The 15,929-nt window shown below is 46.1% G+C and carries 11 protein-coding genes and 2 pseudogenes; 5 read left to right on the forward strand and 8 right to left on the reverse strand.

Features of this window, described 5'->3' with window-relative positions; all coding sequences use genetic code 11:
• Positions 1 to 95: 95 nt before the first annotated feature.
• Positions 96 to 449 (reverse strand): annotated as a pseudogene (locus tag QUA99_RS33240) (transposase domain-containing protein); the annotation flags it as partial.
• Positions 450 to 613: 164 nt separating this feature from the next.
• Here QUA99_RS33240 and QUA99_RS23360 point away from each other — a divergent pair.
• A pseudogene (locus QUA99_RS23360) lies at positions 614 to 1,021 on the forward strand (transposase); the annotation flags it as partial.
• A 405-nt stretch (positions 1,022 to 1,426) separates the two neighbouring features.
• Here the strand turns inward: QUA99_RS23360 and QUA99_RS23365 are convergent.
• Positions 1,427 to 2,605 (reverse strand): glycosyltransferase family 2 protein, encoded by a 1,179-nt coding sequence (locus tag QUA99_RS23365; RefSeq protein WP_333238604.1) that lies wholly within the window; start codon positions 2,603 to 2,605, stop codon positions 1,427 to 1,429.
• Between the two features lie 156 nt (positions 2,606 to 2,761).
• On the opposite strand from QUA99_RS23365, the gene QUA99_RS23370 reads away from it, so the two are divergent.
• The gene (locus QUA99_RS23370) at positions 2,762 to 3,154 is read left to right on the forward strand and encodes a transporter (RefSeq protein ID WP_333238601.1); all 393 of its coding nucleotides are present in this window, start codon (positions 2,762 to 2,764) and stop codon (positions 3,152 to 3,154) included.
• 873 nt (positions 3,155 to 4,027) lie between these two features.
• A complete protein-coding gene (gene cobT / locus QUA99_RS23375) occupies positions 4,028 to 5,137 on the forward strand; it encodes a nicotinate mononucleotide-dependent phosphoribosyltransferase CobT (RefSeq protein WP_333238599.1) in 1,110 nt (369 codons plus the stop codon).
• A 388-nt stretch (positions 5,138 to 5,525) separates the two neighbouring features.
• Here cobT and QUA99_RS23380 read toward each other — a convergent pair whose 3' ends face one another.
• Positions 5,526 to 5,924 (reverse strand): hypothetical protein, encoded by a 399-nt coding sequence (locus QUA99_RS23380; RefSeq protein WP_333238597.1) that lies wholly within the window; start codon positions 5,922 to 5,924, stop codon positions 5,526 to 5,528.
• A 768-nt stretch (positions 5,925 to 6,692) separates the two neighbouring features.
• On the opposite strand from QUA99_RS23380, the gene QUA99_RS23385 reads away from it, so the two are divergent.
• Positions 6,693 to 7,871, forward strand: a complete 1,179-nt coding sequence (locus QUA99_RS23385) for an extracellular solute-binding protein (protein WP_333238595.1) — start codon at positions 6,693 to 6,695, stop codon at positions 7,869 to 7,871.
• An 83-nt stretch (positions 7,872 to 7,954) separates the two neighbouring features.
• Here the strand turns inward: QUA99_RS23385 and QUA99_RS23390 are convergent, their stop codons facing one another.
• The 5 genes from QUA99_RS23390 to QUA99_RS23410 form a co-directional block, all read right to left on the reverse strand.
• The gene (locus QUA99_RS23390) at positions 7,955 to 8,269 is read right to left on the reverse strand and encodes a hypothetical protein (protein WP_333238593.1); all 315 of its coding nucleotides are present in this window, start codon (positions 8,267 to 8,269) and stop codon (positions 7,955 to 7,957) included.
• Between the two features lie 92 nt (positions 8,270 to 8,361).
• Entirely contained in the window at positions 8,362 to 8,871 is a 510-nt protein-coding gene (locus QUA99_RS23395; RefSeq protein WP_333238591.1) for a hypothetical protein, read from the reverse strand.
• Positions 8,872 to 9,100: 229 nt separating this feature from the next.
• Positions 9,101 to 12,334, reverse strand: a complete 3,234-nt coding sequence (locus tag QUA99_RS23400) for a PAS domain-containing protein (RefSeq protein ID WP_333238590.1) — start codon at positions 12,332 to 12,334, stop codon at positions 9,101 to 9,103.
• A 633-nt stretch (positions 12,335 to 12,967) separates the two neighbouring features.
• Entirely contained in the window at positions 12,968 to 14,098 is a 1,131-nt protein-coding gene (locus QUA99_RS23405) for an aldo/keto reductase (protein WP_333238588.1), read from the reverse strand.
• 5 nt (positions 14,099 to 14,103) lie between these two features.
• Positions 14,104 to 14,613: a bifunctional nuclease family protein gene (locus QUA99_RS23410; RefSeq protein WP_333238586.1), complete on the reverse strand. Its 510-nt coding sequence runs from the start codon at positions 14,611 to 14,613 to the stop codon at positions 14,104 to 14,106.
• A gap of 242 nt (positions 14,614 to 14,855) precedes the next feature.
• Between QUA99_RS23410 and ribE the strand changes: the two genes are divergently transcribed.
• Positions 14,856 to 15,569 carry a riboflavin synthase gene (gene ribE / locus QUA99_RS23415; protein WP_333238585.1) on the forward strand — a complete coding sequence of 238 codons (714 nt, stop codon included), beginning with the start codon at positions 14,856 to 14,858 and terminating at the stop codon, positions 15,567 to 15,569.
• Positions 15,570 to 15,929 lie beyond the last annotated feature (360 nt).

Here is a 15,929-nt window from a genome sequence, read left to right on the forward strand (position 1 = left end):
AACTTTTGTTGCATCTGTGGAAAAAATCCTGAAAGAATTTGGAGAAAACTATGTAATTAATTTTGTCTAGCTACTTAATGATTTAGGATTGCTATATCTGGGATGTCTAAGCAAGTTCCATCTATTGCTACAACTCTCAATCCATTCAGAAAAGCTCCCACTGTTTCACTGGTAGCCATTGTCGTACCAACTGATGAAATAACTGGCTCATTACACTCTTGTCCTAATCTTTTTCGGGCTTTAGTAATAGCTGCCTTGCAGGGAGTTTTCCAATATTTACCAGTTTTCAACCAGACTTCATTAAGTCCATCAATCAGATTTTTTAGTACGTCGCGCATTGAGTTTTTTGACCATAAGCTCATTGCTACGATCGAACATAATACCAGTTGTGATGGTAGCCGACGATGCCGTTTTGCTTTTGCTTTTGCTTTGAGAATAGCTGCTTCTATTTCTGTTGATGGAATTGCTATTTCTATTGCTTTGAATATCGCGCTAATTTTGAGCTTGGGAGATTCTAATAATATTTTTTTGCGGCACTATAATTGATTTACTTTTTTGTACGTCATACCTAGTTTATCACTTGTTCGGTCTTAAGTAAACCTTATTGGAGCGTAGCTTCACGGGATATTACCCAGAATCAGTTCACGCCGTTAGCGAAGCCCTAGAGGAGCGCATTTATCGTACCAAGGAAAACCGAGCACGGTATCAAGAAAGAGGAATTAGAATCAGCGGATCAGCTTTAGGAAGACCCCCAGCAAACGTCAGTAAAGAAAAAAAAACAAGCAGCAGAAGATGAAAGAATTCGTCAGGTAATTGAAGGAAAATTTGGGACTTGCGTAAACACAGATTTAGCTTGAATCGAGTGATGGCAAAACTTTAAAATACCTCCCAAACAACAATGGCGGTTACTTTTTTGGTCATGAACCTTTCTACCTGGTTGCTCCGGGTTTTTTTGTGTTTTTTTGTACTAATTCCCGAAAACAACACCTGTTTACGGGTAAGTCATTATCAAAAATTATAATGGCAGCAAAAATTGTCCAGCTAAACTTATGTTCGCTCGCTCTTAAATAGATCGTTACTCTCTTGCTGAGTTTTCCCTGACTTATTCAGCAAGCCCTAGTCTAGTTCCGTTGTGTCTTGGATGGAGAGTACGATTGGTGCGCCACTTTGTTGAGCTGGACAAAGAGTGCTTTAACAATGGGGTTGACGATGGGGCCTTGTGAGTGACATCCTTTTCCCCTAGGATCGCGAATTAAATAATTTACACATATTTGTGGGATGGGCGTCCCGCCCGTCCTTTCTGGACGGGCGGGACGCCCATCCCACAAGAACAATAAATTGTAAGTTATTTAATTTTCATTCCCTAACTACGAGAGAGCAAAATCATCTTTACCGAAAATTATTACAAATTTTAAATATAATTATTTTACCTGCGCTTCAAGCTCAGCACGCTGAGAAAAAAGCTCGACAAAACCATCTGCAAACCGACAGTCAGGCAAGTGAGCGAGGGAATAACCAAACGCAGAGTTTTAGAAGGGTCGAGAGAACCGAAAGCTGTTTCGCTCCAGATAGTTAATGACAAGAACGAGCCAACTATTCCGATTAAAATTAGCGTGACTCCGACAATCAATCCTGTCTCTAACGTGACATAGCGAAATATTTTATTGAGTTTAGGGTCTTCGGGAAGCAGTTTTTCACTAATGGCGAAAACTTTGGTGAAGAAAGCGAAAGTTACTGCTTGAAAACCGATGATAATTGCGATCGCAGCATACAGCAGCGTGTGTACATCAAAGCTAATACTACCAATCTTTTGAGTACCAGGTAATAGCCAGAGGCCGACAATTATACCCCAAATTATCAGCGCTACACCCGGATACAAAAACAGCCACCGGGGACTGTAAAGCAGCAGAAATCGTAGGTGCCGCCAGCCATCTCGCCAAGTTCGCAAGTGCGGTGGCCGGCTGCGGCCGTCGGGAGAGAGTACGGTTGGGACTTCAGTTATCCGCAATGTGTACAGAGATGCTTTGACGACCATTTCGCTAGCAAATTCCATCCCCGTTGTTTGCAAGTCGAGTTTCAAAATTGAGTCTCTCCTAAAACCCCGCAATCCGCAGTGAAAGTCGCCGATTGGACTCGCGAAAAATAATTGCCCAACCCATGTCAGCACCGGATTTCCTAAATATTTGTGCAGCGGCGGCATTGCACCTGATTTGATGCCCCCTTGAAAGCGGTTTCCCATTACTAAGTCGAAACCTTCTCGCAATTTCTTGACAAAAGCGCCGAGATTGGAAAAATTGTAGCTGTCGTCAGCATCGCCCATGATAATATAAACTCCGCGCGCTGCAATGATGCCTCCCATGAGGGCGCTGCCGTAGCCTTTTGCGGCCACCGGCACGACTCGGGCTCCCATTCTGGTAGCGATATCTTGAGAACCGTCAGTGCTGCCGTTGTCTGCTATGATGACCTCGCCTGCAATATCAAGTTCGCGCAGGGACTGATGCGCCTTCTCGATGCAGATTTCTAAAGTTTCTGCTTCGTTCAGGCAAGGCATGAGTATCGATAGTTCTAGAGTGTATTCTCCGCTTTGGTTGGTCTGCTCTGCCATATATTTGTTCTACTCTCGATCGCGATCGACCATACTTGATTTTCCCGTATCTCTGCTTAAAATATTAGTGGTGAATAAAACATAACAAAACTTAATTCAATTTTTTTAGGTTTTTGGGAACGGCAATGTTTGATTGTACTATAGGTTAGTAAACTTATGAATAGAAGCGTTTTTTTGTTATTGCTTGCTGCAATATTGTGCGGCGTGGCAGGTCAATTCAGTCTGAAGGCAGGAGCTAAAATATTAGGGCCCATTGGCACTGCTAATTTAATGGAAAAAGTCGTAGCAATGGCTACCCAGCCGTTGATAGTAGGTGGTCTTTCTTTGTATGCAATTTCTTCCATCGGCTTTATAGTAGTTTTGTCGCGGGCAAACCTTAGCATAGTTTCGCCTTTACTGTCAATCAGTTACCTGTTTACTGTTTTGGGCGGGAAAATTGTATTTAACGAGCCGTTGCCGCCGCTGCGATTGGTAGGTGTGGCGCTAATTATGACGGGAGTAATTTTTGTACTCAGAGGTCAAGCAGGGGGTGCGGCTGGGGGCAGCTAGCGATCGCTTTTGACATGGATTGACCCTTAAGTGCGGAATTGATAACTTAATTCAAAGGGTGCTTCTAAGTGTTCTGTTATTAGATAGATCCAACAACCTAGAACTTGTGAGCGAATCTTTTGAAAGATATAGAAAATGCAACTCTCGCTCGTATTTGTGCCTGCGTAAATCCTGTCGCTACTAATTCACACAATATTGGCTCACAAGTTGGTCAAGATTCAATTAGAACCGTATATAGCAATCCTTGCAGGAGTCGTAATTTTTTTACCCCACCCCAGCCCTCCCCTTGCTAAGGGGAGGGAGTAAGAAATTCACAAATGATGCGAGGATTGCTATAAGTACGATCGCGCTCTCTTGACATGGATCGCGATCGCGGACTGAAAGACGATCGCGCCTGCGTCACCCAGAAAAAATTTAAGTGCGAGACAGATTTCTGTTAAACTAATTACTTAGCTATCGAGGCAAATATGTAAGTATGTCATTTAACCAGGTTGATTATTGCGAATATTTACGCTCGTCGTCCACCCAACTACAGATTAACTCATTTCTATCAATTTGAGCTCGAGTTGCATAGAATAAAGGTACTTTTTAGAGGACATCCTGATGACAGGCAAAATTATTAGGGCGATCGCCCCAGTGCAGAAAGGTTGGATCGACAAATAAAAAACAGTCGCACCTAAGCTTTAAGGAACGGTTGCAAATGTTGTAGGGACTCAACAACAGGACACATCATATCAAGTCCGGTAGCACCGGAGTTGAAATAAGCGGTAACGGGTAATGGGCAAACCAATAACTAAGAACTAATAACTAATAACTAACCAATAACCAATAACCAATAACCAATAATCAATGACTAATGACTGCTGACTAATTATGATTCATATTTATACAGAAATCGAACATGGTCAGCGGTGGCTCGATCGCTATCGGGGACGAAAACCGATATTTGCCTGCGTGTTAGGATTTACCGCTACTGGCTTAATTCCGGGGATTTCAGCAGCCGGAGCAACCCCGCACGATCGACAATTTACTTGTTTAGCCGATGCAGAATTTTTGTATAACGGCCCCCAACCGTCGCCCCAATATCCTTTGCCGCCCCTAGAAGCGGGTGCCTCGCCGGTACTGATATCTCGCGCTGTAGTCGAAGCTTTGGAACTTCCCCTTTACCTATTTAATGCTGGTTTGCCCCTCCCACCTCCGGTACCTGCAATTGATTTGGGCGGCACTCCGGCAAAGTGTCTGATTTCTGGGAATGCTTTAGAACTCGAAACAGTCAAACATTTGCTCGAACAAGGATTAATTTGGGGAGCTAAATTGGCTGCTCAAACTAATGGCAGCTATTTAATTTTAGGGGAGTGCGTAGTTGGGGGAACAACTACTGCTTTGGGCGTGTTAATGGGTTTGGGTATTGCAGCGGCGGGCAAAGTTAATAGTTCTCATCCTCGCTGCAATCACGCTCAAAAATTGGCTGCGGTGACAGCGGGACTCGATCGTGCTGAGTGGGAAATTGGCGGACAAAACAGCACTCCCCTGGAATTGGTGGCGGCGGTGGGCGATCCGATGCAAATAGCAGTGGCGGCAATGGCAATCGCCGCGAGTCGGACTTGCGGGGTACTCCTGGCCGGGGGCACGCAAATGCTGGCAGTGTACGCTTTGATCCAAGCATTAGCCCGGGAATATGCTCTGCTATGGAGTCCCGAACAAGTCACTGTGGGGACTACGCGCTGGGTGGCCGAAGACCCTACAGGAGACACTGTAGGACTCGCTAATGATATCGGCGGTGTGCCTCTGTTGGCCGCGCAGCTAAGTTTTGCTGGATCTCGCTACGGGCAACTGCAAGCTTACGATCGCGGCTATGTTAAGGAAGGTGTGGGTGCGGGAGCGTGTGCGATCGCCAGTGGCTTGGCTGCAAATTGGACTCCTACTCAACTCCTCCAAGCTGTTGAAGCTTTAGCACGGCGCAGGTGTGAAATTAAACATTAGAAAGTCCTGGATGCAAACAACCCGGTTTTTACTCAAAATATTGGGTTTTGCAGCGATGAATACACTCAAAAACCCGGTTTTTAGTTTTTTGTGCTGCCAGGACTCTGAGGAATTAAACATTAAAAATTAAGATGCGCCGCTCGACCTGCGAAGCTGGTTGTGCTGCTGAACCAGCTTCGTTTTAGCTGAATAATTATATCATTTTCTGTAGCATTTATGCTTTCAGATTTACATAATTTTCTACAGAATATCTCGCTTTGATGCAGTATTCTCCCTGCGAACTTCGCGAGAGAAAAAAATCTATGCAATGACTCTATAAGCAGACGAGCAGAAATCAACGCAACTCGTATCTTTTCTGGGATTAATCCCCCATTGCCTCTAGTAATATTTAATTAGATCCACCTACCTGTTGCGAGTTCATTCTTTTGGAGAGCAACTGTTCTTCCAAGGCGGCAATTCGATTGTAAGCCGCTGTTAGCTGAGCGGTGAGGCGCTGGATTTGAATCTCTGCGCTCAGCTCTTTTTCCAGATTTTGAGAATTCTTGTCGAAGTAGCTGTCGTCTAACAGTATGTCCTTGTGTTCGAGGAGGCCGTCTCGACGGCTGTAGCTTTGATAGGACGAGGTTTTGTCATTTCCTACCGTTCCAGAGCAGTCATTTCTCTGCTGCTGGGCAAGCTTCGTCTCCTGGGCGGACTCCAGTAACTTTTCATTGAGGTTTTCTATGAGTTTGTAGAGGGCATCTACTTGTTGCGTCAATACTGTAACTTGCTGGTGGAGCGCTTCCATACAATCATCCTTTGGATCGTAACTTATATATTTACATATTAGGGAAATCTTTATAGAACGCGGATTTATCACTGAATTATTTAATTTTTGACGTAATTGTTGTGTTCTCAATCCTGACGGTAAATTTAGGCACTCAGGTAGAGGAGAATCGATCGACATTCGTGAGTGGATTTTAGATTTTAGATTTTAGATACTCGTGGACGCAAAAACCAAAATTTTTAACCCCCATACTGCGTTCAAACCTTCAATCCGAGTTAAAAATTCCGGTTTCTCAGAGTCGGAGCGCCGAGGCTCCTCTTAGAGTGACTTTGCTTTGCCTGCCAGTGCTTTCAGGATTCAGATGAGTGGATTTTTAGTTATTAAGCTGTCGCGGATTTAAAAAGGATTTTTGACTTCGGTTGTGTAAAAAGCGTCATCCAGCGGCAGAGGGCAACGCTCTTATTGTTTCGTTATATTAAAAAATGTAACACAGATGCAGTCGATTGCCAACCCGGGCGAGCAAAATTGGCTCAAAAGAACTTTTCGGGAAGAAATCAGGCGTTAAGCTGACGGAGTTGTCGGCATCCGAAAGCTCGATCGACAAGGTAGAGGGTAAAATCAGGGCAAGAGCAAAACAGACTCAGAGGGCAGCAGAACCGAGTACAATAGCTCTGTCTTGGAAAAATAAATAAGACAAATCTGCGCCAACTACCGGACTCGACAAACAATTATTTCCCGGGCGGCAGAACACAAAACGATGGGTCAATTTTTAGAAAAGCGGATTCACAGGTGAAACGAAGGTCTTTGCTATTGGGGGCCGCCACCCTGGCTTTAAGTCAATTGGCGGCAGGGTGCGACTCGAAGTCCATTCTCACAATTCGATCGCTCAAAAACGGTATTCCGGCCCAACTGGTAAGCAAATTTAGGCGCGATGTACCACCGTCTCCGCTTTTACAGGTAACGCAAGAAGGACAATTAAAAGAATTATTCGCCCTGTTGCAGGAGTGGAAACAGGTTCCCGAATCAGAAAATCAAGCTAACTTGGTGATGTTGGGAGATTACTGGCTGACTTTGGCAATTCGGCAAAAATTGATTCAGCCGATCGATCCTGCTAAGCTTGCTAATTGGTCACAATTGCCCGAAAGGTGGCGAAATTTGGTAACGCGAAACGATGAGGGTTTCTTAGATGCGAGAGAAAATGTTTGGGGTGTACCTTACCGCTGGGGAAGTACGGTAATTGCCTATCGAACCGACAAATTTAAGGCTTTGGGGTGGACTCCCACAGATTGGAGTGACTTGTGGCGAGAGGAATTGCGCGATCTAATTTCTCTGCCGGACAGTGCCAGAGAAGTTATCGGTTTAACATTAAAAAAACTTGGAAAATCTTACAATACGCAGCAATTAGATAAAGTCCCAAATCTCAAAAAAGAACTCGCTTCTTTGCACCGACAAGTTAAACTTTATAGTTCTGATGCTTACCTGCAACCATTGATTTTAGGCGATACTTGGTTGGCAGTCGGTTCCTCTGGCGACTTGCTGCCGCTGCTGCAAACTGAAAAGGATATTGCTTTAGTAGTTCCGGTTTCGGGAACTGCACTTTGGACTGATTTGTGGGTAACACCAGCATCGGGTAATCCAGTTCCGTTAAAGAAAAACAGGATGGATTTTTGGAGGAATTTTGACTTTGGGAAGCCAGTTCCGTTAGACAAAAAATGGATAGATGTGTGGATGGATTTTTGCTTGCAGCCTCAGATAGCGCCTCAATTATCTTTGCTGACTAAGGCTAGTTCGCCGATAATTGTCGGCATGAAACCAGAGGATTTGCCGGAAGCTGTTCGCACTAATTCTGTGTTGTTGCCGGATGCTAAGATTCTGGCGGCTAGCGAGTTTCTGCTGCCGTTTGGGGATGCGGGGATTGCCCAATATCGATCGCTCTGGCAAGAAATTCGGCAAGTCGTGAGAAGTTAAAATGTAGGGTGCGTCAGTCACCAGCCCACAAGCGCCGAGAAAATCATCAAAACTGACGCACATTTAACCGTAGGGTTCGTCAGTCACCAGTTGTACCTGTATGGTGCGTCAGCTTTTACATTCTCAACTACTACTAAGGGTGAATTTTCAGGTAAACAAAAATCCTGACCTTTTTTGTGAGGCGTGTATCCTTTTGCTAAGGCATGGAGAATTACCTGACGTACCAGCACAGGCGTAATAGCTTGATAATCATCAGAAAAACCTGTCGTCAATTTTTGAGCAGGATTCTCATATAACTCTACGTACAAACCAATGCCGTAATCGTCGCGTGAAATAAGCCAACGATATTTTTCCCCGTTTATGGTGATACTACGTGAAGCTTTTTTAGGAAGAGCCATTTTTTGTCTGTTATTTTGTTAGCTAAAATGTCGGTGCGTCAGCTCTTGATTTATCGATTATTCATCAAATTACTCGCTTCTGACGCACCCTACTAAAAGCCTTTGAGTTTGCCTCTAAGACCCGGATTTGATAAAGATTCTAAATCGATTTTGCAGCTCGATCGATCGCCCTTGCACGAATAAACTGCCAAAGCAGTGCCTTGACGGTTGCAAACTCGCACATTGTAACCGTATTCGCTGGCGACAGTGCCGAAGCGGTTAACAAACTGATAGCGTTCCATATAATCGAGCAAACTCCAAAGTTGGCGGTTGACTATGATAATTACCCAAGTATTGCCGGGATCGACAAACCAGCGATCGAGCAATTTTCCGCCAAACTGTTTTTGAGCTAACCACAGACTCGGCACGCTTTTTTCGGTTTGCGAAAGCGGAGGCGACGGGAAATTAGCAGCGCTGCCAGTCGGGCAGACCGGCTGCTGGGAAAATGCCGCAGATTGTCCCCACAGCAAGGCTCCGAGGCACGCAGAACAGGCGATCGGGAACAAAAATAAACTTTTTGTCAAAATGCCGTGCCTGCGGGTATCAACATCGTATTTCATCATTATTGTGTTCTTTCTTATATGTTTCCCGTAGGGGCGAGTTTTACCAACCATTTATGTCGGAAACTCGCAATCTAGAAAACCCGCCCCCGCACAGCAGATCACCTACATCAACCTGACATTTTATTATCTGCAAAAGATGTACATTGCGATTTTGTGTTGCGGAGGGGCGGGTTTATCAGATTGTTTTTTTTTGCTTTTATTGTTGGTAAAACCCGCCCCTACAGTCATGTTAAAATTCCGATCGCCTAAACAATGAAGCAGGCAGACAAACAGTAAAAGTAGAACCGCAATCTAACTCGCTAGAAACTTCAATATCGCCGCCCATCATCTGACAAAAACGCTGGCTGATAGTCAGTCCCAAACCAGTACCGCCGTACTTGCGAGTAGTTGAATTGTCGGCTTGAGTGAATGGTTGGAACAGTCGCTCTTGCTGCTCTGGTGTCATGCCGATGCCCGTGTCGGTCACTCGGAAAACTAAAAAGTCTGAATCCAAAATTAACATTTGAGGAACTGTCGGTTGATATTTATTTTTTAATTCTTCACTGGTAATTCTTTCGACAGTAAGTACGATCGTCCCATTAGCCGAAAATTTAGCAGCATTGCTGAGCAGATTTAGCATTACCTGCCGCACTTTCATCAAATCGCCGTGCATCGCGCCGATATTGTCAGAACTCAATACTTCCAAAGTATTGCCGTTTTTATCCATTAGCGGTTCGATCGTTGTTGCCACCTCCTCGATTAAGCCGCCGACATCGAAGCTTTCGAGGTAAATCTCCATCTTGTCAGCTTCTATTTTGGAAATGTCGAGAATGTCGTCAATTAGCCGCAGCAAGTGTTTGCCAGCAGTGCGAATTTTGTCTAAATCCGAGACTACCTCTAAATTGCCTAACTCTTCGGCATCTTCCACCAGCATATCGCTGTAGCCGATAATCGCGTTCAGGGGAGTCCGCAACTCGTGGCTCATGTTTGCCAGAAAAGCACTCTTGGCGCGGTTGGCGAGTTCTGCGGCTTCTTTTGCCAACTGCCACGCTTCCTCAGCGTCTTTGCGTTCGGTGATATCCCGCAGCGTCGCCACTACGGATTCGACGCTGCCGTCTGTCGCACAAACCGGGCTGAGAATGTACTCGTAGTCGCGGGTTCCCCAGATTGCGGTGGGGACAATTACTTCGCCTTTCTTGGGCTCGGCTGTGGCAAATACGGCGCTGCAATCGTCTTCAACCCGCTGTAAAATTTGTGGCGACCAGCCTAATTCTCGCCAGGTTTTGCTAATCATATCTCTGGGACTAAGACCGACTGCTTGAGCGGCGGTGCGGCTGACATAGGTGTATCTTCCCGATCGATCTACTAGAAAAATTAGGTCAACAGAAGCGCCGAGAATGCCGTCAACTGTTCTGGCGTGTCGGGCTACCTGGGCGGTCATTTGTCTGACGGCGATCGCGCCGCGGACTTTGGCGGCGAGTTCAAACTGCAAAAGTTCGTTGGCTTGTTGGAGGAATAGGGTGCGCTGTTCGACTTCTATTTCTAGTTCTGCTTTGGCTTTTTCTAGGGTGAGTTCGGCAAGTTTGCGATCGCTCACGTCTGTAGAAATTGTACCGACTGCATAAGCTTTGCCTTCGGAGTTGCAGATGGGAAACTTCAGAGAAATATAAGTGTGCGGGCCGTCGTCTTGAGGGATGATTTCTTCGATGGTTAGGGGCGAGGAAGATTCGAGAACTTTCAGGTCATTTTCTCGCAAGGCTGCTGAAGAGTCTTCGGGAAAAATATCGCCGTCGGTTTTGCCTGTTATTTGCTCTTTGGCGATGTCGAACAAATTGTCAAAATGGCGGTTGGTGAGCAGGTATTTTCCGTCAACATCTTTGATGTAAATCACTGCTGTTGAGTTGTCTAAAATCGCTTGCAGCAGTGCTTCGCTCTTTCGCAGGGCTTTTTGAGTGTTTTGGCGATCGAGTATTTCTGGCTGCAATTCCAAGTTGAGGCGATTTAAGTCTTGCCAAGCTTCCTGGACTTGATGTAAGGCGATCGCGCTTTTTTCTAGTTCTGTATTTGCCGGTCGCGACTGATTTGAGACGGAGTTTGCGGGCAATTCTAGGGGTGGGAAAGTTAGCGGGATGTGGGGATTTGCGATCGGGCCATTGCCCGCAGTTTTTTTATATCGAAAATCTACCGCTAATTTACCGTTTAAACTTGATTTTTTTGGAAATAAATCGGGAAATTCGCCGAAATATAAATGGTCAGAAATCCGATCCTCTTCGAGGGCTTTGCCAACGAACTTCCGGGATCGCTGCTGCGGTTCGGCGGTGGAGTTAGATGTCCAATTCCTGTCTGCTGTTGATAAATCTGAGTTACCGGGTTTGGCAATCCGGCGGGCGACGGCAACGCCCAAGGCGAAGGGGAAAACGGCAGCCGCAGACAGTGCCAGCAGCCAGTTGCTGCCCCACCAGGTTTCGATCGAGGTTTTGGGGATGCCCCGCACTAAAATTGCTGCGGGTTTTCCGGCTAAATTGCCAAGGGATTTGGCAGCTACTGTATAAGTTTGACTGCCTGTTTGTACGTTTCCGGCGACTGGTTTGCCGGCGGAGAATGCAGATTTCAGCAGCGATTTGTCTGCCAGCAAGTCTGGCAACTGTTGGTTTTTTGTAATTGCTTGCGAACTTGCCAAGACAAATTTGCCGTCAGCCAGCCGTGCGTAGATAGCCTGATATCCACCGCCCTGTAAATAGAGGGTTTCGGTGCTAGCCACTGCCGAAGTTTGGCTGATAATTTTTCCTAACACTAAGGCAGCAATCACTGTCTGAGTTTTTGGATCTTTTACGGGAATTGCTGCGTAGCGGAGGAGAACAGGGCGATCGCCCTTTCCGGGGGGCAAAGATCCCAATTGTTTCTGAACTTCTGATTTGGCAATGATTTCGGTAGCTGTAATTTGGTTTTTTGCAGCGAATACTCGATCGACTATTTTTTGCAGGTTAAAACTTTTTCCCGAATGGTTGGGGTTGACGCTAACAACTATCTGCCGATTTTTTCCAACTAAAGCCGCACTGTCTATTTCCCCTGTTTTGACTTGATTTTCCAGAATTTGCTTGACAGATTTTTCCAAATCTGATATTTTTTTGCCGCTGTTGTAAGCTAAAGCTGTTTGGGCGATCGTTTTGCTGTCAGAGGAGTTTTGCAAACGGTCGGCGGCGCGATCGAGTTTGAGATTGTAGTTAATTTCACTAAGGCTCAGTTCTGATTTAGCTTGATTTTGCAGTTCGTTGCTTCCAACTGCCGATGTTAGCCAAAGTGCTGCTCCCGTTAGTCCCGCTGACAAGATTGTTTGTAACGCCAGCAGTCCAATTAACTGTTTTCTGGTGACGGACAAGTTGTAAGCGGACGGCTTGAAAGCTGTTCTAAATCTTTCGGAAGTCGCAACTTCAGTTGGCTGCAGACAATTTGGCTTGCTGTCGTTTAACTGAGTTTGAGCCATAGTAGTAGATGCTAAATCGGTTATAGATGACAGGCGATAAATCAATCGGGAACCATCAATCAATTTTAGATTTTAGATTTTGGATTTTAGATTTTAGATCGAATTCGGTTAATCACTCATATCATGTCCGGTCGAGCGACCGTGATTTTTGTAAGGGCTTCCCTCAGCAACAATACCTGCCAACAATCTCCAATCTCAAAAACCAGCCCCTACCGGGATATTACGGTTAATCGATCGCACATGATATCATCATAAAATTGTTGCCTCTCGCCGGCGCCAACCAAGCAAGAAAATGACTGGGGTATGCTCACAGAAATCAGTTTCTAGGTGTTAATCAGATTGTCTTATTTAGCTGTTTTTACATATACTGTCGGTTCCTATTGAAAGTTTGTTCGGATCGTCCCAATGATTGCTTTCACAGGAGCGATCGCGCTTAGATGCAGGCTTGGCTGTGCAGGATGCTCGCACTCCTGTGAAAACGCTTTTTGCAAAATCGGGATGCTCCTGCAGACAGTCGCCAGACTCAGTAATTTTTCGATCGACTCTATCGTAAATTTACTTAAACCAAAGTTTAGCGTAATTATTGCAAAACTTAGATACGCTCGATCGACCTTTTCCCTGCTTCACCTTTTTTTAATCCCACAACCGCCTGCCTGCTTTGCCGCCGAGTCGCTGGTGAGTATCTTTGAGCAAAGTTGGGATGTCTAACTGTTCGGGACACCGGGGCAAACATTCGCCGCAATCGGTGCAGCGGTTGCCTTTGCTGCCGGGAAACCAGTGTCCGGCATTTTCAAACATGGCGTAGCGGTATTTCCCAAAGTCAGTCATGTCGCACCCGACGGCGAGATTGCGAAGCCGCAATACTTCGGGAATGTTGATGTTTTCCGGGCAAGGCAAACAGGCATAGCACTGGCTGCATTTGTCGGTCTTCAAACTGGCTGCAATAGCCGATTCTAGCCGATCGAACGCAGCGATTTCGGCGTGGGTGAGGGGAAAGTCGCGATCGCAATATTTCAGGGGTTGCTCTAATTCTGCCGGATTTGCAGCCCCCACACTCAGAGTCCCAATCCTAGTATCGCTGAGTAAAAACCGATAGTTTAACTCTAAGGGCGACAAAGGCGAGCACAATTGTGCGAGAGTTTCTGGGGGCGTGTAGAGTTGCCCTCCTTTGTCTGCCGGAGAAATGATGAAAACGCCCATATCTTTGTGATTGGCAAGTTCAATTGCCGGGCCGTTGCGCTGAAAAAAATAGTAGTAATGCAGATTGACAAACTCAAACAAATCTGTATTTATTGCAGCCAAAATCAGATCCAGAGGCCCGTGAGTCGAAAAGCCTACGTGCCGAATGCGACCATCGGCGAGGGCTTTGCGTACAGATGCCATGCAGCCTGTGGGCGATCGCACAATCGCCAAATGTTCCCAAGTATTTAAACCGTGAATTGCCAGACAGTCGATATAGTCTAAATTCAGGCGTTTGAGGGATGCGTCGATGCAGCGTTCCATTGCTGCTGCATCCTCAGTTGGGGAAATTTTCGTGGTGACGTGGAGGCGCGATCGATCGACAGGCAACCCAGCCGAAAGGGCCGCGCCGAGATATTCCTCGCTGCAACCGTAACCCGCCGCCGTTTCCAGGTGATTGATTCCCTGAGACACCGCCTGTTGTACAGTCTGACAGGCAGTTTCCTCAGAAGCCAAATAGCGCATGGTTCCCAAGGAAAATACGGACAGGTGCAAGTTAGTTTTGCCAAACCGTCGATAGCGCATAAATGTTACGACGAAGTTTCGCCCGGGCTGAAGCCGCTTCTCTTGATCAAATCCTCTGGACGGAGGTTTGAGATAAATTCCCGGAAGGCCCGGCGTTCGGCCTCGTCAGCATCTCGATCGACCGGTATGGAAGCATCGGCGACGACTTCTTCCATCACCCAGATGGGGCTATTCGTGCGCAGGGCTAGGGCGATCGCGTCGCTAGGTCGGGCATCGATCTCTTTTTTAACTTCTCCCTGACGGACGATCAGGACGGCATAGAACGTGTTATCTTGCAGCGAGTGAATAACTATGCGCTCCAAGGTAAGACTCCATGCCTCTAAGAAATTGACCATCAGATCGTGAGTTAAGGGTCGAGGAGGCCTGTGGCCTTCGATCGCGCTAATAATAGCCTTTGCTTGCTCCTGACCGATATAAATAGGCAAAGCGCGTCGCTCAGTAGCGTCTCTCAATAGGACAATAGGACTGCGCGTGGCTGCATCTAAGGCAATTCCAGCGACTTTCATTTCAATCATTCGATCGGCCTCATAGAATTAAGAAACTGTAAGGCAGTAGAGAACTTGGACATAAAGATTACCTAAATCCAGTATGACTCGATCTTCGCCTGAATCTGCAACGGATCGGGCACTGTCGATTTTAGATTTTAAATTTTAGATTTTCGATTGACTCCGGGGGACAGGGGGACGGCCAAACCTCCTGCGTCTGGTTTGTGCCTGTGGTTTCATGTAAATAAGCGATCGACTACGGAAAAATACTTATGTTTACAGGACTAATTCAATCTCTCGGAAAGCTGAAGTCGCTAGGCAACGATTATTTCCAAATTTCCTGCACCTCCAGCAACTCCTACCAAATTTTACAAGATTTAGCCGTTGGGGACAGTGTAGCCGTGGATGGAGTCTGTTTGACGGTAGTGGAAGTTCTGCCACAAGGTTTTGTCGCCGTCGCTTCCCCGGAAACCCTCCGCCGCACTACTCTGGGATCATTCCCCGATGCTTTGGTGAACCTAGAAACCTCCCTGCGCGCCGGTAGCAAATTGGGGGGACATTTCGTGACAGGGCACGTAGATGCGATCGGCACTTTAGCGACATCAACCCAAACCGCCAACGCTTGGGAGATGCGGTTTACTGCCCCACCAGCAGCAAATTCGGGATGGCAACGTCAAATCGCACCTTACATCGTTTCCAAGGGCAGTATCGCCGTCAACGGCATCAGCTTAACCGTGGCAGATTGCGATGCTGACGGAAATTGGTTTGAAGTTGCCGTAATTCCCCACAGTTTTGGTGAGACAAACCTCAGCTATTTGCAACCAGGAAGTTTAGTAAACTTAGAAGCAGATATTCTCGGCAAATATGTCGCCAAATTTATCCGCAGCGGCTCAAAATCCCATCCCGAACCGTGGGAAGAAACCCCCACAATCAACAGTTTGGGAGGTATTACACCAGAGTTTTTAGCAGAACACGGATTTATTTAATCGATAATATTAAGTCCGAACGCTCCGTTATTATATAATGCAAGGTCTGGTAGATACCGTAGGGTGCGTCGTCTGAGACAATCTTCTGGGATCGGAAAGAAAAGCTGGAAGCGACGCACCCTACAAGATTAGGAATTACCGACTAAATATATGCACATTTTCTCTGAAGCACAATATCAAGCTGAAGCATAGCAAGCCTTTCGACGAGTTTTTACACCCAATCATCCCTCAATCGATCACGGTATTTTTACCCCAAATATAGCTAGTCACAGAATTCTCGATCGGTGCAACGGCGATGTTGAACGTCAACTGTTGATGGATGCTATAATTGCTACTGCTAATTACAGTTGTTACTTTGTA

The organism is Microcoleus sp. F10-B2 (genome assembly GCF_036704965.1).
In the GTDB taxonomy this organism is placed as follows: domain Bacteria; phylum Cyanobacteriota; class Cyanobacteriia; order Cyanobacteriales; family Microcoleaceae; genus Microcoleus.

Excerpts from the sequence above, each read along its gene's own strand:
- QUA99_RS23370 (WP_333238601.1), top strand. The coding sequence starts at position 2,762 with ATGAATAGAAGCGTTTTTTTGTTATTGCTTGCTGCAATATTGTGCGGC.
- QUA99_RS23380 (WP_333238597.1), bottom strand. The coding sequence starts at position 5,924 with ATGGAAGCGCTCCACCAGCAAGTTACAGTATTGACGCAACAAGTAGAT.
- ribE (WP_333238585.1), top strand. The coding sequence starts at position 14,856 with ATGTTTACAGGACTAATTCAATCTCTCGGAAAGCTGAAGTCGCTAGGC.
- cobT (WP_333238599.1), top strand. The coding sequence starts at position 4,028 with ATGATTCATATTTATACAGAAATCGAACATGGTCAGCGGTGGCTCGAT.
- QUA99_RS23405 (WP_333238588.1), bottom strand. The coding sequence starts at position 14,098 with ATGCGCTATCGACGGTTTGGCAAAACTAACTTGCACCTGTCCGTATTT.
- QUA99_RS23410 (WP_333238586.1), bottom strand. The coding sequence starts at position 14,613 with ATGATTGAAATGAAAGTCGCTGGAATTGCCTTAGATGCAGCCACGCGC.
- QUA99_RS23395 (WP_333238591.1), bottom strand. The coding sequence starts at position 8,871 with ATGATGAAATACGATGTTGATACCCGCAGGCACGGCATTTTGACAAAA.
- QUA99_RS23390 (WP_333238593.1), bottom strand. The coding sequence starts at position 8,269 with ATGGCTCTTCCTAAAAAAGCTTCACGTAGTATCACCATAAACGGGGAA.
- QUA99_RS23400 (WP_333238590.1), bottom strand. The coding sequence starts at position 12,334 with ATGGCTCAAACTCAGTTAAACGACAGCAAGCCAAATTGTCTGCAGCCA.
- QUA99_RS23365 (WP_333238604.1), bottom strand. The coding sequence starts at position 2,605 with ATGGCAGAGCAGACCAACCAAAGCGGAGAATACACTCTAGAACTATCG.